At 71.3% G+C, this 25,664-nt stretch carries 21 protein-coding genes; 9 read left to right on the forward strand and 12 right to left on the reverse strand.

Translation table 11 applies throughout. From position 1 onward, the window contains the following. Positions 1-31 precede the first annotated feature (31 nt). Positions 32-1,303 carry an FAD-dependent monooxygenase gene (locus tag OG504_RS02825; protein WP_405988238.1) on the reverse strand — a complete coding sequence of 424 codons (1,272 nt, stop codon included), beginning with the start codon at positions 1,301-1,303 and terminating at the stop codon, positions 32-34. Between the two features lie 219 nt (positions 1,304-1,522). Here OG504_RS02825 and OG504_RS02830 point away from each other — a divergent pair, with 219 nt between their 5' ends. The 3 genes from OG504_RS02830 to OG504_RS02840 all read left to right on the forward strand — a co-directional run bounded on the left by OG504_RS02830 (position 1,523) and on the right by OG504_RS02840 (position 6,447). Next, complete coding sequence (locus tag OG504_RS02830) at positions 1,523-2,746, forward strand: acyl-CoA dehydrogenase family protein (RefSeq protein WP_405988239.1); 1,224 nt, start codon at positions 1,523-1,525, stop codon at positions 2,744-2,746. Between the two features lie 88 nt (positions 2,747-2,834). After that, positions 2,835-3,617, forward strand: a complete 783-nt coding sequence (locus OG504_RS02835) for an SDR family NAD(P)-dependent oxidoreductase (protein WP_405988240.1) — start codon at positions 2,835-2,837, stop codon at positions 3,615-3,617. 46 nt (positions 3,618-3,663) lie between these two features. After that, on the forward strand, positions 3,664-6,447 hold the full coding sequence (locus OG504_RS02840) for an ATP-binding protein (RefSeq protein ID WP_405988241.1): 2,784 nt from the start codon (positions 3,664-3,666) through the stop codon (positions 6,445-6,447). A 14-nt stretch (positions 6,448-6,461) separates the two neighbouring features. Here OG504_RS02840 and OG504_RS02845 read toward each other — a convergent pair whose 3' ends face one another. From OG504_RS02845 to OG504_RS02855, 3 genes are all read right to left on the reverse strand, one after another. After that, on the reverse strand, positions 6,462-7,928 hold the full coding sequence (locus OG504_RS02845) for an FAD-binding protein (RefSeq protein WP_405988242.1): 1,467 nt from the start codon (positions 7,926-7,928) through the stop codon (positions 6,462-6,464). Between the two features lie 130 nt (positions 7,929-8,058). After that, positions 8,059-8,253, reverse strand: a complete 195-nt coding sequence (locus tag OG504_RS02850; protein ID WP_405988243.1) for a hypothetical protein — start codon at positions 8,251-8,253, stop codon at positions 8,059-8,061. 80 nt (positions 8,254-8,333) lie between these two features. Beyond that, positions 8,334-9,218 (reverse strand): PfkB family carbohydrate kinase, encoded by an 885-nt coding sequence (locus OG504_RS02855; RefSeq protein ID WP_405988244.1) that lies wholly within the window; start codon positions 9,216-9,218, stop codon positions 8,334-8,336. A gap of 72 nt (positions 9,219-9,290) precedes the next feature. On the opposite strand from OG504_RS02855, the gene OG504_RS02860 reads away from it, so the two are divergent. Beyond that, entirely contained in the window at positions 9,291-9,731 is a 441-nt protein-coding gene (locus tag OG504_RS02860) for a MarR family transcriptional regulator (protein ID WP_318021164.1), read from the forward strand. Beyond that, positions 9,728-11,569, forward strand: a complete 1,842-nt coding sequence (locus OG504_RS02865) for an MFS transporter (RefSeq protein ID WP_405988245.1) — start codon at positions 9,728-9,730, stop codon at positions 11,567-11,569. The genes OG504_RS02860 and OG504_RS02865 overlap by 4 nt, the downstream gene beginning before the upstream one ends. Before the next feature lie 39 nt (positions 11,570-11,608). Here OG504_RS02865 and OG504_RS02870 read toward each other — a convergent pair whose 3' ends face one another. Then, on the reverse strand, positions 11,609-12,574 hold the full coding sequence (locus OG504_RS02870; RefSeq protein WP_405988246.1) for an SMP-30/gluconolactonase/LRE family protein: 966 nt from the start codon (positions 12,572-12,574) through the stop codon (positions 11,609-11,611). Positions 12,575-12,856: 282 nt separating this feature from the next. Continuing rightward, entirely contained in the window at positions 12,857-13,744 is an 888-nt protein-coding gene (locus OG504_RS02875; RefSeq protein WP_405988247.1) for a helix-turn-helix domain-containing protein, read from the reverse strand. 163 nt (positions 13,745-13,907) lie between these two features. On the opposite strand from OG504_RS02875, the gene OG504_RS02880 reads away from it, so the two are divergent. Continuing rightward, positions 13,908-15,059, forward strand: a complete 1,152-nt coding sequence (locus OG504_RS02880) for a PucR family transcriptional regulator (protein ID WP_405988248.1) — start codon at positions 13,908-13,910, stop codon at positions 15,057-15,059. Positions 15,060-15,187: 128 nt separating this feature from the next. After that, a complete protein-coding gene (locus OG504_RS02885) occupies positions 15,188-16,009 on the forward strand; it encodes a class I SAM-dependent methyltransferase (protein WP_405988249.1) in 822 nt (273 codons plus the stop codon). 114 nt (positions 16,010-16,123) lie between these two features. Here the strand turns inward: OG504_RS02885 and OG504_RS02890 are convergent, their stop codons facing one another. The 3 genes from OG504_RS02890 to OG504_RS02900 form a co-directional block, all read right to left on the reverse strand. Next, positions 16,124-16,984: an MHYT domain-containing protein gene (locus tag OG504_RS02890; RefSeq protein WP_405988250.1), complete on the reverse strand. Its 861-nt coding sequence runs from the start codon at positions 16,982-16,984 to the stop codon at positions 16,124-16,126. Positions 16,985-17,405: 421 nt separating this feature from the next. Further along, complete coding sequence (locus OG504_RS02895; protein ID WP_405988251.1) at positions 17,406-18,116, reverse strand: SDR family NAD(P)-dependent oxidoreductase; 711 nt, start codon at positions 18,114-18,116, stop codon at positions 17,406-17,408. 66 nt (positions 18,117-18,182) lie between these two features. Next, positions 18,183-19,163: a DUF4331 family protein gene (locus tag OG504_RS02900; RefSeq protein WP_405988252.1), complete on the reverse strand. Its 981-nt coding sequence runs from the start codon at positions 19,161-19,163 to the stop codon at positions 18,183-18,185. A 308-nt stretch (positions 19,164-19,471) separates the two neighbouring features. Here OG504_RS02900 and OG504_RS02905 point away from each other — a divergent pair, with 308 nt between their 5' ends. After that, positions 19,472-19,741, forward strand: a complete 270-nt coding sequence (locus OG504_RS02905; RefSeq protein ID WP_405988253.1) for a hypothetical protein — start codon at positions 19,472-19,474, stop codon at positions 19,739-19,741. Positions 19,742-19,766: 25 nt separating this feature from the next. Next, positions 19,767-20,486: an SDR family oxidoreductase gene (locus OG504_RS02910; RefSeq protein ID WP_405988254.1), complete on the forward strand. Its 720-nt coding sequence runs from the start codon at positions 19,767-19,769 to the stop codon at positions 20,484-20,486. A gap of 10 nt (positions 20,487-20,496) precedes the next feature. Here OG504_RS02910 and OG504_RS02915 read toward each other — a convergent pair whose 3' ends face one another. The 3 genes from OG504_RS02915 to OG504_RS02925 form a co-directional block, all read right to left on the reverse strand. After that, positions 20,497-23,274 carry an AAA family ATPase gene (locus tag OG504_RS02915; protein ID WP_405988255.1) on the reverse strand — a complete coding sequence of 926 codons (2,778 nt, stop codon included), beginning with the start codon at positions 23,272-23,274 and terminating at the stop codon, positions 20,497-20,499. A 159-nt stretch (positions 23,275-23,433) separates the two neighbouring features. Next, positions 23,434-24,279, reverse strand: coding sequence for an alpha/beta fold hydrolase (locus OG504_RS02920; RefSeq protein WP_405988256.1), 846 nt, complete (start codon positions 24,277-24,279; stop codon positions 23,434-23,436). Continuing rightward, a complete protein-coding gene (locus tag OG504_RS02925; protein ID WP_405988257.1) occupies positions 24,276-25,652 on the reverse strand; it encodes a dihydrolipoyl dehydrogenase family protein in 1,377 nt (458 codons plus the stop codon). The genes OG504_RS02920 and OG504_RS02925 overlap by 4 nt, the downstream gene beginning before the upstream one ends. Between the last annotated feature and the right edge of the window lie 12 nt (positions 25,653-25,664).

Here is a 25,664-nt window from a genome sequence, read left to right on the forward strand (position 1 = left end):
GCTCCGCCACGACTCTCAGAGGCACCGACCCTCAGGGCGTCACCGGCGAAACCGACCAGGAATCCCTGGAGTTGAGCACGGCTGTCGTGCACCCGGCGAGCTTCTTGTACCCCTGCGACACAGCCGTCGCATGCTCCACGGGCACCGGGCCGCCGGTCTCCTCGGCCATGGCGATGATCTTCTCCGGTCCCAACTCACGGTTGGCCAGCACCAGTTGGTTCAGGGGTTCCCTGCGCAGGTTCTCGTACTGCTCCAGGGCCCGTACGGGATCGTCGTGCCGGGAGAGCGCCCAGGCCAGGACACGTGCGTCGACGATCGACTGGGAGCCGCCGTTCATGCCCATGGGGTACATGGGGTGGGCGGCGTCCCCGGCCAGGGTCACCCGGCCGAAGCTCCAGCGCGGCAGCGGGTCCCGGTCCACCATCGGGTACTCGTAGATGTCGGTGGAGCCACGGATCAGTTCGGGCAGGTCGACCCAGGGCAGCTCCCACCCGGACAGCCCGGCCAGCGCCTCGCCCGTCGGGATCGGCCGGTTGGAGCGGTCCAGACCCTCGCCGGACTCCGGCCGACGGATCTCCAGCACCCAGTTCATCAGCGTTGGTCCGCCCTCGATCGCCGGGTCGGCGACGGGGTAGGCGACGAACTTGTCCCCGGGTCGACCGCCGGCCACCACGATCGCCCGCCCGCCGAGGATGTGCGGGTACCGGCTCATGCCCCGCCACATCCGCACGCCGTTCCCGCGCGGAGGCCCTTCTCCGGGATGGAGTTGGGCCCGCAGCCGGGAGTCGATGCCGTCGGCGCCGACGAGGACATCGGCCTCGATCACGACGGGCGCGCCGGTGTGCCGGTCCGTGAAGTGCGCTGCCACGCCTGGCTCTTGACGCTCAAGCGGCTCTTGGTGCCCAAAGGGTTCGGCGCGCTCGAATGCCATGCCGGTGCGGACCGCGTCGGGCCCGATCCGCGTGCGGACCGCGTCCAGGAGCAGCATCTGCAACTTGCCGCGGTGGACGGAGTATTGGGGCCACCGGTACCCGGCCGCCAGACCAAGAGGCTCCTCCCAGATCGGGCGTCCCTGACGGTCGCAGTACACCAACCGTTCCGGCGGCAGCGCGATGGCGTCCAGCGCGTCGCCGAGCCCGAGTTCGGTGAGTTCGCGTACGGCGTGGGGAAGCAGGTTGATGCCGACACCGACCGCGTGCAGTTCGCGGGCGGACTCACAGACGAGCGGAGTCATCCCCGCGGCGTGCAGGCTCAGAGCGGTGACGAGACCGGCGACACCGCCGCCCACCACGACGATCTTCACATGTTCTCCCTTGCGTTCAGGGTCCGACGGCCGCGCCAACTCGACCTGGCCAGTTGGCAGTTGAGCAGACGTGACAAGAACGGCGCTCAGCCACGGACGCCGGCTCCAGCTTATCCGGAGGAAACACCTCCAGGTAAGATGATGTTGTTGCACGGCGGCTTGACCCCGCTCGGAGCAGCACCGTTCGTTGCGGATCAGACGCCAGAATAGGAAACCCCGATGACTCACGGGAACAGCCGCGATCGATTACCGCAGAGTGCCGCCGAGGCTGTCACCGAGACGGTCACCGAGGCCCAACTCGTCCATGTGGCACGGGAGACGGCGTCGGTCGTCGCGGCCCACGTCGAACAGACCGAGCAGCAGCGGACGTTGGCCGAGCCGAGCGCGAAGGCCCTGCGCGAGGCCGGGCTGTTCACCCTGGGTACGCCGCGCCGCTACGGCGGCCATGGCGCCGGTGTGCGTACGGCGGTCGACGTGTGTGCCGAGCTGGCCGCGGGCTGCGCGTCGAGTTCCTGGCTGGTCGGCATCACGTATGGGGCCGCGCTGTTCGCCTCCCAACTGCCCGACGCCGTCCGGACGTCGGTCTGGGAGGCGGAGCCGGATGCCCTGCTCTGCGGGGCCGCCAATCCGTCCGGTTCGGTCACGGCGGTACCCGGCGGTCTCGAACTCAGCGGACGGTGGTCGTGGATATCCGGCATCGATCATGCGGCCTGGGTACTGCTGGGCATCGTCCGGGAGGACCGCGGCCGGCCGGAACGCGGGCTGGCCCTGGTCCCCGCGTCCGACGTGACCGTGTCGGACACCTGGCACATGGCCGGCATGCGCGGCACCGGCAGCCGGACGGCGCTGGCGCAGCAACTCTTCGTCCCTGACGAGCGGTTCGTGTCGTTCGCCGAGATCGCCGAGGGCATCGGCGTCGACCGTCATCCGGGCGAGGCCCGGGTCGTCTTCCCGCTGTCCATCAATCTGCCGCTGGTCGGTACGGGCGTGGGCATCGCCCGCGGCGCTCTGGAACTGGTCGTCCGGGACCTCGCGGGCGGAAAGCGGTCGGTCTCTCCGCTGCACACCTACACGGCGGAGGCGGCTCCTCACCAGATGAATGTCGCCCAGGCGGCCACCTTGATCGACACCGCCAGACTGCACGTACGGCGCGCGGCCGACGAGATCGACAAGGCCGCACGCGAGGGTCGGCGCCCCGACCTGGAGACCCGGGCTCGGCTGAGGATGGACGGGAGCCACGCCATGCGCTGCGCCCGCGACGCGGTCAGCCTCCTCCTCGACACGGCCGGCGCCGGCAGCTTCTCCGACGACTCCCCGCTGCAACGCGCCTGGCGCGACATCGGGACGGCCTCCCGCCACGCGGCGCTGAGCGTCGAGACCAGCCGGGAGCTCTACGGCCGCGTCCTGCTCGGCCGGCCCCTCCCCCACACCGACGTCGTCTGATCCCCAAACCGACGTACCGACATACCGATGTACCGACACACAGACGCCGTCCGATCCCGGCAGCGCAAAGCGAAGGAGACCCGAACCGGTGAGTGCGCCCCGATCATCAGCAGACCCGACCCGCCCGACCGCGGACCGCAAGGTCGCGCTGGTCACCGGCGCCGCCCGTGGCATCGGTGCCGCGATCACCGCCGAACTGCACCGCCGCGGCCTGCGCGTGGCACTGCTGGACCAGGACGGGACCGGCGCGCAGGCCCTGGCCAAGTCCCTCGATCCTGAAGGGGATTCGGCCATCGCGGTGCACGCCGACGTCAGCGACCCGGAGGGGACCGAGCGCGCCGTGCGGGCGGTGTCCTCCGCCTGGCACAGCCCCGACGTGCTGGTCAACAACGCGGCGCGTACGGCACCCGGCACCGTGTGGGACGTCGATCTCGACGAGTGGGACGCCCTCATGGCCACCAACCTGCGCAGCGTCCTGGTCCTCACCCGCCTCTGCGCACCGGCGATGCGGGAGCGCGGCTGGGGCCGGGTCATCAACCTCGCGTCACTCGCTGGGCAGCAGGGCGGACTGGTCGCCGGCCCGCACTACGCGGCGGCGAAAGCGGGCGTTCTGGTGCTGACCAAGGTCTTCGCCCAGGAACTCGCTCCCCACGGCGTCACCGTCAACGCCGTCGCTCCCGCGGCCGTACGGACGCCCGTGATGGACGATCTTCCCGCCGAGGCGTTGCAGCGCGCCGCCGACCGCATGCCCGTGGGCAGGTTCGGACGGCCGGAGGAAGTGGCCTCCCTCGTGGGACACCTGGCAGGGGAGGACACCGGGTACATCACCGGCGCCACACTCGACGTCAACGGCGGCTTGTTCATGAGGTGACAATGAGAGGCGGGCGTAAAGTTCCGAGGCCGGAAGGGAGACGCGCATGGACGGGGACGGGCACGGGCTTCCGGCGTCGCATCCGGCCGAGATGCTCATCGGCCGTGATCACGACCTCGGGCTGGTCCGGGGTTTCGTCGACGAGGCCACGGTCTCCGGCGGGGCGCTGCTGCTGTCCGGGGACGCCGGTGTCGGCAAGACGGTGTTGTTGGACGCCGCGGCCCGACAGGCTCGCGGCGCGGGCGCGCGGGTCGTGCGTGCCGCCGGTGTGGAGTTCGAGAGCACGATCAGTTTCGCGGGTCTCCACCAGGTCCTTCAGCCGCTGCTGGCCGGGCTCGACCGCCTGACCGACCCGTACCGCACAGCCCTGAGCGTCGCGCTGGGCCTGGACCAGGGCGCACCGTCGGATCAGTTGCTGGTGTCCAACGCGGCGCTGAGCCTGCTCGTCCAGGTGGCCGCGGAGCGCCCGTTGCTGGTGATCGTCGACGATCTCCCGTGGCTGGACCGCGCCAGCGCCGTGGTGCTCGGCTTCGTGGCCCGCCGCCTCGCCGGCAGCCGGGTCGGCTTCCTCGGCGCCTACCGGTCGGGAGAAGGCAGCTTCTTCGAACGCGGCGGAGTCCCCCATCACGACGTACAGCCTCTCGACACGACGGCTGCGGCGGCGCTGATCCAGGCGCGAACCCCGACCCTGGCCCCACGTGTCCGGGAGCGGCTGTTGGCGGAGGCGCAGGGCAACCCGCTCGCCCTGCTCGAACTGCCCGACGCGCTCACCGCCCCGCAGCGCTCCGGAGCCGCGGTGCCCGAGCTGCTGCCGCTGAGCCGCCGTCTCCAGGCCGTGTTCGCGTCCCGCGTCGAGACGCTGCCCGCGTCGACCCGGCTGCTTCTCCTGTACGCGGTTCTGGACGGCACCGGCGATCTGCGTGTCCTCACGTCGGCCACGTCCGAGCGGACCGGCATGGAGGACCTGGCGCCCGCGGAGCGGGCCGGGCTCGTGGACGCGACCACCGGCCGGCTGGTGTTCCGCCATCCCCTGACGCGGTCCGCCGTGGTGGAACTCGCCACCAGCGAACAGCGCCGCGAGGTGCATCGCGCCCTGGCGGAGTACTGGTCCGACCGCCCCGAGCGACGCGCCTGGCACCTCGCCCGTGCCACGGTCGAGCCGACCGAGGAAGTCGCGAGTCTGCTGGAGGAAGTGGCACGTGACACCGTGCGGCGCGGTGACGCGGGCGGTGCCATCGCCGCGCTGCTGCGCGCCGCGGAGCTGAGCCCGCGCGGCTACGAGCGCAGCCGCCGGATCGCGGAGGCCGCCTATCTCGGCGCGGATCTGACCGGCGATCTGCGAGATGTGCCCCGTCTGCTCGAAGAGGCCCGGCTGGCCGACGGCGGACGGGCCGGACCGTTGGTCGCCGCGGTCGCCGCCGCCCACCACATCCTCCTCAGCGGTGAGGGCGACCTCGACACCGCCCACCGGCTGCTCGTCGGTGCGATCGGCATGCAGCACCAGCCGTACGACGCCGCCGATCCCACCATGATCGACGCGCTGTACACCCTCGCCTGGCTGTGCCAGAGCAGTCAGCGCACAGAACTGTGGAAGCCGCTGCACCGGGCGCTCGGCCTGCTGAAGCCGGAGATCCCGGACCAACTCGCCCTGACCCTGAGCACGATGGCCGACCCTGCGCGCACGGCACCGCCCGCGCTCGGCAGGCTCGACGAGGCCATCGCCTCCCTCGACCAGGAGGCCGACCCGGTCCGGATCATCCGGCTCGCCATGACCTCTCTCTACGTGGACCGGTTGCCGGCGTGCAGGACGGCGCTGCGGCGCGTGCTGCGCGACGGGCGGGACAACAGCTCGCTCACCGTGGAGATCCAGGGGCTGGTGTACCTGGGCCGGGACCATTTCGCGGCAGGTGAATGGGACGAGTTGGAGGCGCAGGCCGCGCAGGGGCGGGATCTGGGCGAAGCGCACAGCTACCAGTTGCTGTCGACGGAGTTCCTGTACCAGCGGGCGCTGGTCGCCGCCGCCCGAGGTGACGAGACCGCCGTCAAAGCCCTCACGGACGAGATGACCCTGTGGGCGACACCGCGCGGTGTGGGCTCCTACCTGTCGTGCGCCTCGCACGCGAGGGCGCTGGCAGCGCTCGGCCAGGGCCGGTTCGAGGACGCCTACCGGCACGCGTGCGCCATCAGCCCCGCGGGGGAGCTCGCCTCGCACGTCCCGCCGGCCCTGTTCGTCGTCATGGATCTCGTCGAGGCCGCGGTCAGAACGGGCCGCACCGCGGAGGCAACGGCCCACGCGGCGGCGGCACTTGAGGCCGGTATCGCCGCGATCTCGCCCCGGCTCGCCCTGCTCGTGAAGGCGTCGGCGGCGATCGCGGCCGTGGACCAGGAAGCGCTCGGCCTGTTCGAGGAGGCGCTCGCCGTACCCGGCACCGAGCGCTGGCCCTTCGAACTGGCCCGGGTCCGGCTCGCCCACGGCGAACGCCTCCGCCGGGTGAAGGCCACGACGGAGGCGCGTGTCCAACTCGCCGACGCCATCGAGACGTTCGAGCGGCTCGGTGCCCGCCCCTGGACGGCCCGGGCGGGCAATGAGCTGCGGGCGACCGGCCTGTCCGTGGGAGCCGCCGGTGTCAGTGGCCCGGCGTCACTGACACCCCAGCAACGGGAGATCGCCCTCCTCGCGGCGGCCGGTCTCACCAACAAGCAGATCGCCGAGCGCCTCTTCCTCTCCCCGCGCACCGTCGCCGCCCACCTGCGCCAGCTCTTCCCGAAGCTGGGCGTGGCCTCCCGCGCCGCGTTGCGCGACGCGTTGGCGGACCTGCCTCCCGGCTAGAACCGCATCGGCGTTCAGAAGATGCCCTGCCCCGGCACCAGGATCCCCTTCGGGTCGTACGTCCTCCTGGCCTCGGCGAACCGCTTCCACACCGGCCCGAAGTGCCGCTTCCAGTCGGCGTGTCGGAAGGGGATCGAGCCGACCGGGTACTGCGTGCCGCCGGCCGCCTGGACCGTCTCGTACGCGGACCGGTTGGCAGCCAGCAGTCGTTGTACGGTCGCCGTGTCCTCGGGCGGTGCGGCGCGCAGGACCGCGAACAGGTAGGGCATCGGGTCGTCGGGCATCCGCAGCAGCGGGGTGCGGAGGTGCTCGCGCAGCAGGGGGTACAGGAGGACGACGCCGGGTCCGAGGTCGGCCGGGGTGAGGGCGTCCAGCAGGGTGCCGGCCACGTCTGCGGTTCTACGGCCCGGGATGACCAGGTTGAGCCAGGGGTGCGCGTAGGCCCACAGGCCCGCTTCCTTCAGAGCGGCGACGGAGGCGGCCAGCCGGTCGAGGAAGTCGTAGTAGCCGAGGTCGGTGATCTGGGCGCCGGACGCGACGTAGCGCAGGTCTCGCAGGAGGGTGGTGTCGTCGGGGGTGTCCCCCACCGGCGGCCCGTAGGCGACGGCCTCGATGGCGAACTGGTTGAAGGCCCCGGCGGTGTCCGCGCCGACCTGGCCCTCCAGGTAGGCGAACCGCCCCTCGGTGGCGAGGAGTTGCTGGTCGTCGAGGAAGGTCTGGAGGTCGTCGTACGGGAGGAGGTAGTGCCGTACGGTCTCCGGGGCCGGGACCAGGCGCAGGGTGGCGCCGACGATGACCGCGCACTGGCCCAGACCGGCGAGCACGGCGTGGAAGAGGTCGGGGTGGCGGGTCGGGGAGCAGCGGAGCAACTCCCCTGCTCCGGTGACGACTTCGAGTTCGAGGACGTTGTCGACCTGCGCGCCCTGCTGATGGCTCTGGCCGCCCAGGCCGCCGACGGAGAGGGTGCCGCCGACGGAGAGTTCGAGGTAGTCGGTGAAGACGGGCGGGGTCAGACCGTGGGCGATGGCCGCCTTGGCCACGTCGCTCCACTTGGCGCCCGCGCCGACCGTGACGCGTGAACTCCCCGTCCCTACCGGGCCGATGGAGGCGAGCGGCTCGGTCTCGATGATCAGACCGCCCTCGACCTGTGCCTGCCCGTTCGTCCCGTGGCCCTGTCCGCGCGGGGCCACGCGGAGTCCGTGCAGATCACAGAACCGCACCATCGCGACGACATCCCGCACGGAGCCGGGCCGCAGTACCGCGGCCGGACGCCGGTGCACGATGTGCCCGAAGTCGTCGGCGTCGGCGCTGAGCGATGCGTCGTCGGTGTGGAGCGTCCCGTCCAGATGAGGGAGGCCGGTGAGCGGCCGGCCGGTGTCGGTCACCGCCCAGCTACGGGTGAAGGGATCGAAGCCGATCACCACGGCTGAGCCTGCGACCAGGCCGCGCAGAGCGGTGCGTCGAGACGGGGTGCGGGGCATATGGTCCTCCTGAGACCGTCCGTGAAACGATCAACGACGGCTCAGTCTAGGCACGTTGGGGCACGGAGAAGGGTTCCGTCCCGGCGAGTTCCCCGGCCGGTTCCGTGCTTCCCGCGGCGGCCCGGCCCTGCTACTCGTCGCCCTGGCTGTTCGGGTCCAGGCCCCGGCGCCGCTTCTTGCCGGAGCCGCGCAGGAGTTCGCTCGCGGTGAGGGTCACGGTCGCCACGACACGGGCCCAGCGGGGGCCGCCGCGCTCGGCCCAGAACACACACGCGCACCCGCCGACGACGAGGACCAGGACACCGAGCAGCACTGCGACGATCATGTTTCCCACCCGTGGTTCGTACGGTCCGGTGACACATACGTTCCTGATGATCTTCTCAGGCCCGCACGCGACGGCCCGGGTCACCCCTCCCGCATCCACGCGCGCGTGCCGAAGGAGGCGCAGGCCCGGGAGGCCACGACGGCCGCCGCGCGCAGCGCCTCCGCGAAGACCTCCGAGGTCAGGCGGCCCCACACGAGGTGGTACGCGAGCGCCCCGTGCAGGACGTCACCCGCGCCCACCGTGTCCGCCACCTTGACCGAGGGCACGTCCACCGCGCCTTCGCCGCCCGGCCCCGCCCAGACGACGGGGTCCGCTCCCCCGCTCACCGCCGACCAGCCGACCCCGTGTTCCCGCAGGAAGCGCAGCGTGTCAGCTGGCGTGCTGGTACCGGGCGGGTGGAAGTCGGCCGAGCAGACGGCCACGTCGATGAACGGCAGCAGGTCCTGGGTGCCGGGCTTCCAACTGCCGCCGTCGAAAAGGGTCTTCCGGCCGAGGGCGCGCGCGGAGCGGGCCGCGGCGACGGCCAGTTCCCTGTGGTGGCCGTCGAACTCGACGATGTCGCAGGCGGTCACCAGCGCGTCGAGGTCGTCGGGCGGGGCGAGTCGGTGTGCCGTCGCGTTGGTCGAGGCGACGGCACGTTCTCCGGTGGACGCGGTCACCAGGACGGAGGAGACCGCGGGTGGCTCCGCCGAGTCGGCCGCCAGGTCGACGACGGTCACGCCCAGCGCGTTCAGGTCGGCCGTCACCCCAACTCCCAGTGCGTGGGCGCCGATTGCGGTCAGGAGCGTGGCCGCGCCGCCCAAGTGGCCGAAGGCAACAGCCGCGTTGGCCGCCGGGCCACCTGCGGCGACCACCTGGTCCCGAGCGGTGAGTTTCTCGTTCGAGCCGGGTGCGTGGTCCACGAGCTGGATGACGTCCAGGGTGCACAGTCCGACGAACAGTCCTGTAGGGCGTCCTCTCTCCACCGACAGCCTCCTCGCGCGATTTACTAACAATTGGTTGAGCAGTTCAGGCTGATAAATCTACTGTTAGTAACCATGAAGGTGAACAGCCCGAACGACACGGCCCGGCTCGCGTCGGAGCTGCGGCTCGCGGTGGGCCGGGTGACGCGGCGCCTGCGTCAGGCGCACGCTGTGGGGGACGTGTCGCTCTCCGGAGTCTCGGTCCTGGCCCGGCTCGCCCGCGACGGCTCCGAATCGCCCACATCCCTCGCCGAGGCCGAGCGGGTACGCCCGCAGGCGATGGCCAGCACCCTCGCGCTGCTCGAACAGCGCGGGCTGGTCCGTCGCAGCCCCGATCCCGCGGACGGGCGGCGGAGCATCCTCGCGATCACGGACGAGGGACGTGCCGTGCTGGCCGAGCGGCGCTCCGCGTCGGTCCACCGGCTCGGGGCCGTCCTCGACGAGTTCACCGCGGAGGAGCGCGCGACCCTCGCGTCGGCCCTGCCCCTCCTCGACCGACTGGCGGAGCGACTGTGACCGAGCGCGCGCACGTACCCGGCGACGGACAGGGGAACGGGGGCGGACGGCCGTCGCTGCTGAGCACCGTGCCTTCGGGGCGTCGTAAGGACACTCCCCCCGGGCCGAACTACAAGTGGGTCGCACTCTCGAACACCACCCTCGGCGTGCTCATCGCCACGATGGACGCCTCGATCGTGATCATCTCGCTGCCCGCGATCTTCCGCGGCATCGGCCTCGATCCGCTCGCGCCGGGCAACATCGGCTATCTGCTCTGGATGATCCTGGGCTATCTGCTGGTCTCGGCGGTACTGGTGGTCGTACTCGGCCGGCTCGGTGACATGTTCGGCCGGGTGAAGATCTACAACATCGGCTTCCTGATCTTCGCGTGTGCGTCCGTGGCGCTGTCCCTGGACCCGTTCCGCGCGGGAGCGGGGGCGATGTGGCTGATCCTCTGGCGCGTCGTGCAGGCCTTCGGCGGTTCCATGCTCACCGCCAACTCGGCCGCGATCCTCACCGACGCCTTCCCCGCCCGGCAGCGCGGAATGGCGCTCGGCATCAACCAAATCACCGCGCTGGCAGGCCAGTTCCTCGGCCTTCTCGCCGGTGGTCTACTGGCCGTCGTCGACTGGCGCGCGGTGTTCTGGGTGAGCGTGCCGATCAGCATCACCGGCACGATCTGGTCCTACCTGAGCCTGCGCGAGACCTCGGCGGGCCGTCCCGGCCGCATCGACTGGCTGGGCAACCTCACCTTCGCGGCGGGCGCCGGCATCCTCCTCGCGGGCATCACCTACGGCATCCAGCCCTACGGCGGCAGCGCCACCGGCTGGGGCAACCCGTGGGTGCTCAGCGGTCTGATCGGCGGTGTCGTCCTGCTGCTGGTCTTCTGCTACGTCGAGACGCACATCGCCGAACCGATGTTCAACCTGGCCCTGTTCAAGGTGCGTGCCTTCGCCGCGGGCAACCTGGCCGCCCTGCTCACCGCGATCGCGCGGGGCGGGCTGCAGTTCATGCTGATCATCTGGCTGCAGGGCATCTGGCTGCCGTTGCACGGCTACGACTACGAGGACACCCCGCTGTGGGCTGGCATCTTCATGCTGCCGCTCACCGTCGGCTTCCTCATCGCCGGACCCGTGTCCGGATGGCTGTCGGACCGGTTCGGCGCCCGGATGTTCTCGACGGTCGGGCTGATCGTCGTGGCGCTCTCCTTCCTCGGTCTGCTCGCACTGCCCATCGACTTCGACTACGGCATGTTCGCGGCACTTCTGCTGCTCAACGGGCTCGGCCAGGGCATGTTCTCCGCGCCGAACACGTCGTCCATCATGGGCAGCGTGCCGAGCGAGTACCGGGGTGTCGCTTCGGGCATGCGGTCCACCTTCCAGAACTCGGGCACGGCTCTCTCCATCGGCGTGTTCTTCTCCCTGATGGTGTCCGGGCTCGCGACCTCGCTGCCCAGGACGCTGAGCCACGGACTCCAGATCCACGGGGTACCGGCCGGCGCGGCAGAGCAGGCGGCGTCGCTGCCTCCGGTGAGCACGCTGTTCGCCACGTTCCTCGGCAACAACCCCATCCAGCACCTGCTCGCGTCCAACGGAACCCTCGACCACGTCACCGCGGCCCAGCGCGCCGTCCTGACCGGCCACACCTTCTTCCCCCAACTGGTCTCGGGCCCGTTCCACCACGGCCTGACCATCGTCTTCAGCGTCGCCGCCGGCATGGCCCTGGTCTCCGCGGTCGCCTCGGCGCTGCGCGGCGGCCACAAGCCGGACGCGGAACCCGAACCGTCACCGGCAGGTCTGCCAACCGCTCCAGCGGAGACGCCCGAGACTTCGCAGGCGGGGCCGAACGGGGCGTCGTAGGGCCCGAGTTGGCCCTACGCGCCCGGTCCGCCGGAGTGGTCAGTGGTTGAGGTGGGCGAGTATCAGGTTGGGGTCGTCGGCGGTGACGTAGGCCGCGCTCAGGACGTAGGCGGTGTCGCCGCGCAGGGCGATCGACGTGGGGTTCTGCAGGCCGTCGGCCGCGGTCAGAACCGTGGTGGGGCTGCCGTGCGGCTCGACGAGCACGACCTCGCTCGAACCGTTGAGGGTGGCCAGCACCTGGTCACCGCGGCCGGTGAAGGCGAAGTCGTCGATCCCGGGCAGGCCGGTGACCTCGGTCCGGACCCTGCCCGCGCGTCCGTCCCGCAGGACGGGGATACGCAGGACGGTGCCGCGGTCGAGGTTCGTGACCCACAGTGCCCCGTCCCGGATCTTCAGGCCGTTGGCGCCGAGGAAACCGGTCGACGCCAGTTCGGGGGCGGTGGACCAGGCGGTGGGTGCACCGCCGGAAACGGGCACCTTCCAGACGGTGCCGCGTACGGAGTCGGTGGCGTAGAGAGTGCGCGAACGGGCGTCCAGGGCAAGGCCGTTGGGCAGTCCGTCCGCGGGCAGCGCGGCGATCCGCTCCGGCGTGCCGCCGGGGCGCAGCCGCCATACGCCGGTGAGGTCGGCGGTACCGGTGGCGTACAGGAAGTACAGGGTGCCGTCGTGGGTACGGACGATGCCGGTGGTCAGGGCGAAGCCCAGGACCGGGGTGTGGACCCCGCCGTCCGCCGGTGCGGGCAGGGTGGCCAGGATCTGCGTGGTGCCGTCGGGCGAGAGGCGCGCGATCTGGCGGGCGGCGGCGAAGGTGACGTAGGCGCTGCCGTCGGGAGCGAGCACGACGTTCTCCGGCGTCTGCCCCTTGGCCAGGTCGAAGTGGCGGGCGATCCGGGCATCGCTCAGCGGCGCGGAGACGGCCGAGGCGGGAGCCGGGCCGAGCGTCACGACGCCGGCCGCGACGACGACGGCCGCGGACAGGGCGGACTTGGTGAGCTTCTTGAGCATGGGTCGGTTCCTTGGGGTGAGTCGGTTCTGTGGTCAGTGGTTTTCGGGCGTACGGCAGCGCCGTGCCGACGCGGTGGTGCGGCGAGCGGGCGCGAAGCCGTGAAGTGCGGTGCGTGGGCGGGGAGTTGTCGGGTATGCGGGTCGGTCCGCGGCACGCCCGAGCAGTTCTCCGCGCCGACTCCGGCAGCACGGCGGCCTGGACCGCCGCCCGTCAGGACGGTGGTGAGCAGGCGCGCAGCCGTGAAGTGCCGCCGGTAGGTGGTGAGTTGTCGAGCGCGCGGGTCAGTCCGTGGCGGCCCGGGCAGGCATCCTCACCGACTCGTCCGGTACGGCGGCCTGGGCCAGCAGGGTCAGTGCCGCTCGTGCGGACGAGCCCGCCGGGGTGGTGGCGACCACGACGCTGGTGCCGCGCCCGAGGCCGAGAGTCTGCTGGACGACCGTGAGCGGGCCCACCAGCGGATGGCGCATCTCGTACGAGGCGAGCAGGTGCGACTTGACCCGGTGGTCGGCCCACATCGAGGCGAACTCGGCGTTCTTGGCGCTCAGTTCGCCCACCAGCGCGTGCAGTGCCGCGTCGTCGGGGAACCGTCCCGCCACCAGGCGGAGGTGCCCCACCACCGCCCTGGCCTTGCTCGGCCAGTCCGCGTACAGGTCGCGGGTGTGCGGGTCCAGGAACACCAGCCGGGCCATGTTCGGCCGCTGGGTCGGCCGGTCCGGGGCACCGGGGTCCACATGACCGGCGAACAGCGCGTGTCCCAGGCGGTTCCAGGCCAGCACGTCGCTGCGCCGGCCCAGCAGGAGCGTGGGCGCGTCCCCCAAGACGTCCAGGAGTTGGGTGTGTTCTTCCGTCACCCGTTCCGGCGCGGGGCGTCGGCCTCCCGGTCGCTGTCTGCCCACGCGGGCCAGGTCGTGCAGATAGCGCCGCTCCGGCTCGTCGAGCCGCAGGGCGAAGGCCAGCGCGTCCAGGACTTCCGGTGACGCGCTCGGCGCCTGTCCCTGTTCCAGCCGTGTGTAGTAGGAGACGCTCACCCCGGCGAGCAGCGCCAACTCCTCGCGGCGGAGCCCCGGCACGCGCCGCCGCTCCCCGTACGTGGCCACCCCGACGTCCTCAGGACGGAGGTGGGAACGCCGGGCCTGCAGAAATTCCCCGAGCTGCGTTTTCCCTTTCACGAAACTCAGTATGGTCAGCCGTCGCGCGCGCAGCCTGACCCAACTCTGGGTAGGCAACGGCGGGTCCGGCTCGCCGAGCCGCCCGGCACACGAGTCGCACCTGTCACTTCACTCCGCGTGAGGAGGATTGACATGGACTCTTTGTCGATTCGACAGTGTCCGCGTGACTTCCTCTCCGGTCCGGCCCGACGGACATCCGCTGCGCGTGCTGTGCGAGTCCCTGTTGTCGCGCATCGAGGAGCTCAGCGTCGTCGTCACCGACGACATCAGGCGCGAGCTCCCCTCGTACGCGGCGTTCCCGCTGGCCGAGCAACGCCGGACCGTGCGCAGCCGGCTCCAGGCCCTCCTGAGGGGTCTCGCCCTGGATGTGGAGCCGACGGCCGAGCAACTGCTGGAGTTCCAGTCCGAGTCACGCAGGCGGGCGTACTACGGCATGCCCGTCCAGGACGCGCTCGCGACCTTCCACATCGGCGCCCGCCGACTGTGGGACGAACTGCGCGCCGCGGCGCGGGGTACGGCGGCCGAGGACGCCGCGATCGAGCTGGTCGCGCCCCTGTGGTCGTGGGTGCGGTCGGTCAGCGGCGTCGTCGCGGACACCTTCGCGGACGAGGCCGAGTCACGGTACGGCCGCGAGGCCGGTCTGCGGCAGCGCTTCCTCGAACTGCTCCGCACCGGCGGGGCACCCCGCGAGCACACCGCGGAGATCGCGCGTGAACTCGGGTTCGACCCGGACGGCGACTTCCGCGCCCTGTGCACGCCCGCTGCCCCGTGGGCCGCCCAAGGACACCTCGGCCTGCTGCAACGTGCGGCACGACAGCTTCCCGGAAGGGTCTCCTGCGGCCTGAGCGGGCAGCTCATGGTCGCCGTCACCCAGCGGGTCGACCCGGCCGACCTGGCCACCCGCGTGATCAACCTGGGCGACGACGCGCGCGTGGGCATCGGTCTCGACCGGTCCGGACTCGCCGGCGCGGAGATGAGCATCACCGACGCGGAGCGCGCCCTCGCCGTGGCCGAACGCGGCGGCCGCGCCACGTCGTTCGAGGACGTCTGGCTCCAGGCGAGCCTCATCGACAGCCGGGAGCGGCTGCACCCTCTGTTCACCGAGGTCCGCCGGGTCACCGGCGGACAACCCCTGTTGGCGGAGACGGTGATCGCCTTCGCCGACTCCGGGTCGTCGCTGGCCCGGACCGCCACCGCCCTCGGGATCCACCCCAACACCGTGGCCTACCGGCTCGGCCAGTGGCACAAGCTCACCGGCGCCGATCCGCGCACCTTCGCCGGACTCCTCCGCTCGGTCGTCGGAATCACCGGCTGACGGCGACTGTGGATTCCACAGAAATCCGCCCCATGACTCCATGGTCACACCGAAGACCGCCAACCGGTCGCTTCCTACACTCCGTTACTGCTGACTGCAGAAATCCCAGAGTAATGAACGGACCAGGAATGACTGAGAAGCACCCGAGTTCCTACGTGATGGGAAATACATCCGAGGAGGCGGACAGGCTCGGCATACAGGCTTCGCTGTACGACAGCCACACCGAATATCTGTTGAGGACGGCGGGCCTGCGGGAGGGAATGCGCGTCCTCGACGTCGGCTGCGGTACCGGCGAAGTGTCCCTGGCCGCCGCGCGCGTGGTCGGCTCACGTGGTCGGGTTCTCGGCGTGGACATGGACCCGGGCGTCCTGGGACGTGCGCGGGAGAACGCGGCCGCGTTGTCCTCCGGGAATGTCACCTTCGAGCAGGGCACACTCCCCGATCTCGACCTGTCCGAGCCTTTCGACGCCCTGGTGGGACGACTGATCCTGATTCATCTCGACGATCCGGTGGCCACGGTGAAGGGACTGACACGGTTGGTGCGGCCCGGTGGCGTCGTCACGTTCCAGGACTTCAATATTTCGCGGACACGCGCCATACCCGCGGTAGCGCTGGTGACGGAAACCGTTGAGTGGATCAGCGCGGCGCTCCGAGAAGGCCGCCGCGACCCCGACATGGGCGAGCAACTGGCCGAAGTCCTAAGGCTTTCCGGGCTGACCGACCCCGGCGTGGCGGTCGCCGTCCCCACCGGCGGCCCCGACTCGGCGGCGGTGACACTCATCGCCGAGTCGGCGCGCAGCCTCCTGCCGGTGATGGAGCGCGCCGGCATCGCCACGGCCGAGGAGGCCGACATCGACACCCTGCGGACGCGCATGGCCCGCGCGTGCACGGACGTGCAGGCGACGGTGTACGTCCCGGAACTCGTGGCCGCATGGGCAGAGGTGCGATAGGGCCTGCCTGTACGGCAGTTCGGCATCCGTGCTCCGCAGGCGTCCGGCGGCGACTCCCGGCTGACGGGCGCCCGGGACGAGGTCCGTACGCCCGTAAGCGGTGTCGACGTCGGATCACCAGGAGGTGCGGCCCTGCGAAGGCTGGGCCGACTGGGCCGGCTCCCTCGGCGGGAAGACGGAGTCGCCGCCGAACAGCGGGGCGGGCGCGGGCTCCGACGTCTTCGCGTCGGTCTCGCCGAGCATCATGTCGGGGTCGAACATGACGATCACGGCGGCGACCAGGAGGACGAGGAGCGGACCGGCGAGCATGACAAGGAGGAACGCGACCAGGTCGGCCGAGGACTGCGAGGAACCGGCCAGACCGGTGATGTGGACGGAGACCGCGGCCATGCCGGTGTAGTGCATGCCGGTCACGGCGACGCCCATCACCAGGCTCGCGCCGAGGCTCGCCCACAGCGTGTGGATCGAGACCGCCGCCCACAGCGCCGCGGTGGCGGCCGCGACGGCGATCACAATGGAGAGCGCCACGGTCACGGGGTCGTAGCGGAGGGTGCCGTTCGTGTGGATGGCGGCCATTCCGAGGTAGTGCATGGCCGCCACACCGAGCCCGGTGACCGCGCCGGCCACACCCAGGTTCAGCGGGGATCCGCCCCGGTAGCCGACGAGGAACACTCCTACGGCGACCACGGCAATGGCCACGACGAGACTCAACAGCGTCTTCGTGGCGTCGTAGTTGACGAGCGCGCCCTCGACGCTGAAGCCGATCATGGCGATGAAGTGCATGGTCCATATGCCGCAGCCGATCGAGACGGCGCCGAGCGCCAGCCAGCGGGCTCTGTGCTGCGGACGGCGCAGCGAACGGGTCGTGCAGCGCAGCCCGAGGGCCGCTCCCAGGCACGCCATCAGATAGGCGGCGACCGGAGTCACCGCGCCGTAGTAGAAGTCGGAGACAGTCGCGGCGGCGGCTGTGGTCATGGAGGGTTCCCTTCACGTACGTGACGGCAGGCGGCACCGCAGTCGCGGTGTGCCGGCACGGTGACGTGGCGCACGCTCCCGTCCGGCGGACCGCGGACGCTTGCGGTTCCTACCGGGCGCGGCCTCCGGTCTGAAGGTGCGCGGGGACACAGGATGCGCTACGGCAGGGGCGCGCGCGGATCGACCACTCCCGCCCCTGCCGCACGTTCGTACCGGCTCGGCCGGGCGGTCCTGCACGAGCGCGCGGACATCCTGCTGAGGTCACAGGACACGGGGAACCGAACGGTCGACTTCAAGCCACCAGGCCGAGTTGTGCATGATTCAATCACGCCACGCACACAATTCATACACAACCTGGATGGGTGTTAGCCGAATCGATACTTCGCCACTACTGCTCACAAAGCCCACCAGTGTGGGGAGTTCAGTGGCCGGCGCTCTGGCCGCCGTCGACGTGGAGGATCTCGCCGGTGACGAAGGTCGCGTTCTCCAGGAACACGATCGCGTCGACGACGTCGCCGACCTCGCCCATCCGTCCGAGCGGGTGCAGCGCGGCGAGCGGCGCGGACGTCTCCGGATGCATGGGAGTTCTGATCACGCCCAGCGCGACCGCGTTGCTGCGGATGCCGCGGGAGGCGTACTCGATCGCGAGCGCCCTGGTGGCGGACTGAAGCCCGCCCTTGGTCAGCGAGGCCAGGACCGCTGGGATCGTCGAGTTGGCGTGGTCGGCGAGGCTGGTGCTGATCTGGACGATGTGGCCGGTGCCCTGACGCAGCATCTGCCGGACGGCGAGCTGGGTGATGTGGAAGAACCCGGTCAGGTTGACGCCGACGACCGCCTCGTACTCCTCCCGGGAGTAGTCGGTGAACGGCTTCGCGAGGTAGAGGCCCGCGTTGTTGACCAGGGTGTCGATCCGGCCGAACCGTTCGATCGCCGCGGTGACGACGCGCTCCGCCGTGGCCGGATCGGCGATGTCGCCCTGGACGGTGAGCACGTCCGGGTCCTCGGAGGGGGTGATGCCGCGGGAGGTCGCGATGACGGAGTGGCCGAGCTTGCGGTACGCCTCGACCAGGCCGGCACCGATGCCCTGTGACGCGCCGGTGACGACGGCGACCTTCTTGACGGGAACGTCCATGGTGGCCCTCCGGGTGGTGACGGTGCGGGCCTGCCTTGTCGGCAGGCCCGCTCGGGTGGGGCACTTCTACCGGTGCGGAGGCCCGAGGTGGGGGAACCCGGGCAGCAGGTCGTCGTGCGGCGGCACCCCGCCCGAGGTGACCTTTCCGTTCGTCAGGAAGGTCATCCGGGCGATGAAGACGTCGTCGGTGAGGCCGCGCCCGTTGGGATAGACGGCGGGCCGGCCGCGGTCGTAGGTCAGGACGTCCGGCAGGACGGTGGCGGCCGCCGCGCTCGCCTCGGCGGGGGGATAGCCGTTCCCCTCCAGGATCTTCGACCACGGCTCCAGGTACTTCGCCACGTCGTCCGCCGGATGCCCGGCGTTGTACGCGTCCTTGGCGTAGTCGGGATTGATGAACGGGTTGATCGTCGGCTGCCCGCCGCGGTCCACCTGTACGAGCGTGCCGTCACGGCGCACGCCGACGGTCGCCCACAGGTGGATCAGCGGATCCGGGCCGAGCATGTCGTCGGGCACCTCCAGCGCGATGCACTGCACGTCCTTGTCGGCGAAGGCGTCGGCTCCGGTCCACACGAAGCCGTGCAGGGCGCCTTCGGCGTCGGCGAAGAACGGATCGCTGCGTACGCCCATGAACAACCGGCAGCGACCCGCCTCGACGGGCTGCGCCGACGCGTCGAATCCGACCGGTACGGCGCTGGCGAGCACCTCGCCGGTCGGCTCGGTGCTCCGGGCGTCGGCGCCGGTGGCGTAGTAGGCCGTGCCCGTCTGCCTGCCGTCGCCCGCCTCCGTGAACACGAACGAGAAGGCGGCGTCGGCCTGGTTGTCACCATCGTTGTCGATGTTGATGCGGTACACCGCGTCGGGGTGGAGTTCCGCACTCATCAGGAACGGCGGGGTCGCGCTCAGGCCCGTCGCGAACGGGTTCACGTCGATGATCAACACCGTTCTGCCGGGCTCTCCGGGCACCGGGAAGGCGAACAGGTCGGTCAGGTCCAGGCGCGCGTCGTCGCCCGGGAACTTGAGATAGGCCGCGCTGAAGTGGTTGGACATGGCGATTCCCTCGGTCGGCCACGAGGAGGTCGCGCCGTGCGGAAGTTCGGCGCCCTGGCGCTACGGCTCGCGGGACGGTGGGTGACTTCCTCCACCGTCCCGCGGCATCGGTGACCCTCGCGCCCGTAGAACTCACTGGTCCGTGCCGGAACGATCGACAGGGGACGGAGGACCTGCGACACCCTGGTCGGCATGGAGTACCTGGTCACGATGACGGCCCGGGTTCCTGGCGGGACACCGGTGGACGAGGTGGAGAACCTCCGGGGCGCGAGGCCGCGCACACCCGTGAGCCGACCGCGCGGGGGCAGGTGCCGCGCCTGTGGCGCCCGGCGCGCGGACGCGGTCACCGCTCGGAGAGCGGTCAGGAGTTCCTGCTCACGCTCGTCGTGGAGGTGCCGTACGGACCGAGCGGCGAGACCCTTGAGGAGATGACCGCGCGTGAGGACGGCCTCGCCCGTGTTCCGGCAGCAGCTGCGGAAGTCGTGCGGTCCCTGCCGCTCACCCGGCACCCCAGCGACCAGACACGCGTCCGGGCAACCGGCGTATCCAGCGCCGCCACGGCCCGCCGGTCGCCGTGATCTCCATCCAGCTACGGAGGCAGCAGTGAACGACCTCTCAGTAAGCACCGTCGTCGTCATCGGCGGCAGCTCCGGCATCGGGCTGGAGACGGCACGCCAGGCGCACGCGGCCGGCGCGAAGATCGTCATCACCGGACGTGACCAGGGGCGGCTCGACGCCGCGCGGGACGAGCTCGGCGCGTCGGCCGCGAGGCTCGACCTGGGTGACGCCACGGGGCTCCACCGGTTCTTCGCGGAGCTGCCCGCGCCGGTCGACCACGTCCTGGTCGCGGGCGGCGGACCGCTCTACGCGCCGATCGTCGACATGGACTTCGACGAGGCGCGGAGCGTGCTCGACGAGCATCTGCTGGGCTCGCTGCGCATCGCGCGGGAGTGCGCGACGTGTGTCCGTCCCGGCGGGTCGCTGACGTACATCACCGGCACGCACGCCCGCCGCCCCGGCGTGGGTCTGAGCATCGCGGCCATCGCGGCGGCAAGTCTGCCGGCCATCACGGCGAACGCCGCCCTCGAACTCGCCCCGGTCCGGGTCAACGCGATCGCCGCCGGGTTCGTCGACACCCCGTTGTCGGCGCGGCTGCTCGGCGACGAACTGGAGCGCCGTCGGGAGGAGTTGCGCGCCACGCTGCCGATCCGCCGGGTGGTGGGACCGTCTGACGTGGCCGCACTCGCCCTGCACCTGATGACCAACACGGCACTCACCGGGGCGACTTACGACATCGACGGCGGCCAGCAGCTGATCCCCTGAGCGTGAGCCCCTACTCCTGTGCGGCCTCGTACTCACCGCGGGGCAGCACGTCACGGAGCTGTCTGCGGGAGGTGATCGACAGCTTGGTGAAGATCTTCCGCAGGTGCCACTCGACGGTTCGCGGGCTCAGGAACAGGCGGGAGCCGACCTCCGGGTTGGAGAAGCCGTCCTGCACGAGCGAGGCGATCTGCTTCTCCTGCGGCGTCAGTTCGGCACGCGCCGAGGCCTCGACCGTGCGCTTGCGGACGGTCTCCCCCGTGGCGAGCAGTTCCCGGCGGGCCCGTTCGGCGAACGCCTCCATGCCGATCGACACGAACATCTCGTAGGCGGTACGCAAGTGCCCCCGGGCGTGGCTCCGTTGACGGTCCCGGCGCAGCCACTCGCCGTACAGCAGATGGGCACGCGCCAGTTCGGGGCGCAGTTGTGTCCGGCCCAGTCGCTCGATCGCCCTGCGGTAGAGGCGGTCCGCGGGGGCTCCGGCGGTGAGCAGGGCCCGGCAGCGGGCCAGGATCCCCTGCGCCCAGTCGGTGTCGCACGGCTCCGCCGCGTCCGTGAGCCGTGCGAGCGCGTCACCGGCGGCCTCTTCCTCTCCGGCGCGCACCGCCGCCTCGACGAGTTCGGGCAACACCCAGACGGAGACCCACAGTTCGGCGATCCGGCTGCTGATCTGCGCTGCGGGCATGGCCTGTTCGTAGCGGGCGAGGCCGTTGTAGAGGACGGCGGCGGCCCAGTGGGCGACCGTGACTCCCATCAACTGGCCGCTCGCACCGGCTTCTTCGACGGTGGCGGCGATGAGGGCCTCGGCATCGGCGCCACGACCCCGCAGTGCGCTGAGCCTGAGCTTGACGTGCGGCGCCAGGGGGACGCCGGTCGCCGCGGCGACGATGTCCGCCTCGTCGACGATCGACTCGGCGGCGTCGAAGTCCCCGGTCCAGGTGGTCGCCATGCCCAACGACGCTAGACACAAGGGGAGTTCGGTCAGGGCGCCGGCGGTGCGCGCCACCTCGACGGCCCGGCCGTACATGCTGCGCATGGCCCGGTCGTCCCAGACTGCCGCGCTGACGCCGTTGGCCACCCAGCCCCACTTCAGCACGTCGGGCGCGGGAAGATCCGCGAGTGCCGTGACGGCCCGGCGGAGTGCGGGAACGGCGGCGGCGCGGCCGTCGGTGACGAGCAGCGCGCAGGCCTCGATGACGAGATCGAGGGTGCCGGGAGTTCCCCTCGCCGCCGGAAGTTCCCGCATCGCCCGGGAGATCGCCATGAGGCTGTCGGCGTCCGCTGCGACCAGTGCCGATGTGCCCCAGGCCATCAGGTACGTCTCGCGCGCGAGGTCCTTGTCGAAGGGCTCCAGTCGCTGTGCGGCCGTCAGCAGCAGCGGTGGTGCCTCCTCGTTGAGGCCGGCCGCGAACGTGATCTGGCCGTGCACGAGTTGGGCCCGAGCGCGTTGGAACTCGCTCTGGGCGTACTGGTCCGCGATGTCGACGAACCGGCGGGCGGCGTCGAGGTCACCGGCCTGGAGGCTGACGTCGGCTGCGGCCACCGCCCGTTCGGCGCGCCGTGACGTGTCGCCGGTGAGTGCCACGGATCGCTGGAGGAACGCCGCCGCCGCGGCCAGCCCGCCGCGTGCCTGCGCGCGGTCGGCGGAGCGTTCGAGTTCGGCGGCGACGGACTCGTCCGGGCCCGCGGCGGCGGACGCGAGGTGCCAGGCGCGACGGTCCGGGTCGGCCTTCGGGTCGGTGACCTCGGCCAGGGCCAGGTGCGCGGCCCGGCGGTCCTCCTCCGTCGCCGAGCGGTACACGGCCGACCGGACGAGCGGGTGCCGGAACGTGACGCGTATGTCGAACGACAGCAGCCCGTCCGTGCCGCCGGCGAGGGCCGTCTCCGGTGTCACACCGAGACGGCCGGCCGCCGACCACACCAGGGCGGGATCGCCGACCGGTTCGGCGGCGGCGATCAGCAGGAGCAGCCGGGTCTCGTCCGGGAGGACTTCGATCCGGCTCAGAAAGCTCTGCTCGATGCGGCCCGGGAGCGTGTCACCGTTCAAGAGGCCGAATCCACCGGCCAGTTGGGTGATGGTCAGGCCGCGGGGCAGTTCGAGGAGGGCGAGGGGATTGCCCTTGGTCTCCTCGACGAGGCGGTCTCGGATGTCCTGGTCGAGCCGGGTGTGTGTGGCCGAATCGAGCAGGGTGTGGGCGTCGGCGTCACGCAGCCCGGTGACCTCCAGCTCCGGTAGTCCGAGCAGGTCCTGGGGCCTTTCGCGGGCTCCGAAGACGAGGGCGACCGACTCCGCGAGCAGCCGGCGGGCGACGAAGCCCAGGATCTGCGCGGAGACCCGGTCCATCCATTGCGCGTCGTCGACCAGGCAGAGCAGCGGGTGTTTCGCGGAGGCGTCCGAGAGGAGGCCGAGCACCGCCATCCCGACCAGGAAGCGATCGGGCGGTGGGCCCGCGCGGATGCCGAACACCGTCTCCAGTGCGGCGCGCTGCGGCTGGGGAAGGTTCTTCAGGCGGTCGAGCAACGGCACGCACAGCTGGTGCAGCGTGGCGAACGCGAGCTCCATCTCGGATTCGATGCCGACGGCGTGCAGCACGCGCAGGTCGGTCGCCGACCGGGTCGCGTAGTCGAGCAGTGCCGATTTCCCGACGCCGGGTGGGCCGTGGACCACGAGCGTGCCGCTCTCCCCGCCACGGGCCGCGCTGATCATCCGGTCGAGCCGGGCGCACTCGGTCCGCCTGCCGAGGAGGCCGTGCTTTGCCCTGTCCCGTGAGCTGTGCTCCGCATGCGCCACGGTTGCCCGCCTTCGTCGCGGTCTGCCCCCTGGTCACACTGCACGTTACAGCGGTGGGCCCGCGGCCTGAATCCTGACCGGGCAAAGGCCCGGTCGCCGCCTCGTGGCAGGACGCGTTCAAGCCGCGGATTCGATGCGGGTCTGCGGCCGGTGACGATGTCACGTCAGAAAGGCCCGGATCCGTTCTGCGGCCTCGTCGGCGCAGGTGTCCAGCACGAAGTGGCCGCCGTCGAGCAGATGGATCTCCGCATCGGGCAGGTCGGCCCGGTACGAGTCGGCCTCCCGCGCCCGGAACGACGCGTCGTGGCGTCCCCAGAGGACGAGCGTGCGGGGCCGGCGGGTGCGCAGCCACTGCTGCCAGACCGGGTAGGCGGCGAGGTTGGTGCGGTAGTCGTAGAACAGCTCCAGCTGGATCTCCGCCTGCCCGAGCCGGTTCAGGAAGGCGTACTCGTCCGTCCACAGGTCGGGGTCGTAGCGGTCGGTCGCGGGGTCGTTGCCGAGGTGTCGTCCCCGCGTGGCGGCCAGGGACAGGAAGTTCTCGCGCAGTGCCGGCTCGTGGGTGGCACGGTCGGACCAGAAGGCACGTCGTGTCTGCCACAGCGGCCCCAGCCCGCTCTCGTGGGCCACCGCGTTCTGGATGATCAGCGCCTCCAGCCGCTCCGGGTGCGCCATGGCCATGCGGAACCCGACCGGCCCGCCGTAGTCCTGCACGAGGAGCGTGTACCGCTGGAGGCCGAGGGCGTCCACGAAGCCGTTCATGACCTCGGCCAGGTGATCGAAGGTGTACGCGAACCCGGTCGGCGCGGGAGCACTGCTGTGGCCGAACCCGGGAAGGTCGGGCGCGATGAGTCCCCACCGGTCGGCGAGGCGCCCGAGGAGCGGCTCGTACATCCGCGACGAGGACGGGAAGCCGTGCAGGAGCAGCAGGGCGGGGGCGTCGGGCGGTCCGGCCCCGCGGTAGAAGATCTCAAGGTCGTCGACCTTCAGTGTGTGGTAGCGCGTCACGGCGACGCCTTTCGCTCCGCGGCCCCGATCTGGTCGTGCAGGTCCTTGAGCGCGGCGACGTAGATCTCCGAGAACGTGGGGAACGGCTGGATCGTGTCCCGTAGCACGTCCAGCGGGATGCGGGCGCGGACGGCGAGGGTCGCCTGTTGCAGCCACTCCCCCGCTTCCGGGCCGAGGGCGTGGGCGCCGGTGATCACCCGGCCGTCGCTGAGCAGGGTGAGGAACCCGTTGGCGTCGGCGTAGGCGCGGGTGTACGCCGCGGTCTTGGCCACCCCGGAGATCGGGACGGTGGCGCTGAACCGTGCCTCGCCCGCACCGACCGACGCCGCCTGCGGGTCGGTGTAGACGACGCGGGGCACGGCCGTGTAGTCGGCCTCGCGGGGTTCGCCGAGGATGTTGGCGGCGACGACCTCGCCCTGGTACTTGCCGACGTGGGTGAGCATCCACAGGCCGGTGGCGTCGCCGACGACCCACAGCCGCTCGGCGGCACGCAGCCGCGAGTCGACGGGAATGCCGTGCTCGTCGGCCTTCACGCCCACCGTGTCCAGGCCGATGTCATCGACGCGCGGGCGGCGTCCGGTGGCGACGAGGAGGTGATCGCCGCGCAGTTCCCGCCCGTCGTCGAGCGTCAGGACGTAGTCCTCGTCCTCGCGCCGGGCGGCGACGGTGCGCGGTCCGAGTACCAGCTCGACCCCGTCGCGGCGCAGCACCTCGCCGAGCGCCTCGCCCAGGGGCTGGGGCTCGCGGGGCAGGACGTACCCGCCGTGGGCCGTGACGACCACCTCGCCGCCCAGCCGGCGGACGGCCTGGGCCATCTCCACGCCGACGGGTCCGGCGCCGAGCACGACCAGTCGGCGCGGGACCGCCTTCATGCCCGTCACCTCGCGGTTGGTCCACACGCCGGTCAGTGCGGACAGGCCCGGGACCGGCGGCATGACCGGTGCCGCGCCCGTGGCGACCACCACGTGCTCGGCGGAATGGCGGGCTCCGGCCACCTCCACGACGCCCTGTCCCGCCAGCCGCCCGGTGCCGCGCAGCAGGGCGATGCCGGTGTCGGCCAGCCAGCGTTCCTGCCCGGCGTCGGAGTAGTCCGACACCATGAAGTCCCGCCAGGCCAGGGCCTGTTCGACGTCGACCTGGGCGCTCGCCGCGGCCTCTCGCGCACCGTGCACGGCCTCGCCCGGGCGCAGCAGCGTCTTCGACGGGATGCACGCCCAGTACGAGCACTCACCGCCGACCAGTTCACGCTCCACCAGGGCGACCCGCAGACCGCCCTCGGCCAGGGCGCCGGCGCAGTGCTCGCCGGGCGATCCTCCGCCGATCACGATGACGTCGTAGTCGTGGTCGCCGGCGTGGCCGTGCTTTTGGCTCATGGGTCCGTCCTC

The organism is Streptomyces sp. NBC_00986 (assembly GCF_045162565.1).
Taxonomy (GTDB): domain Bacteria; phylum Actinomycetota; class Actinomycetes; order Streptomycetales; family Streptomycetaceae; genus Streptomyces.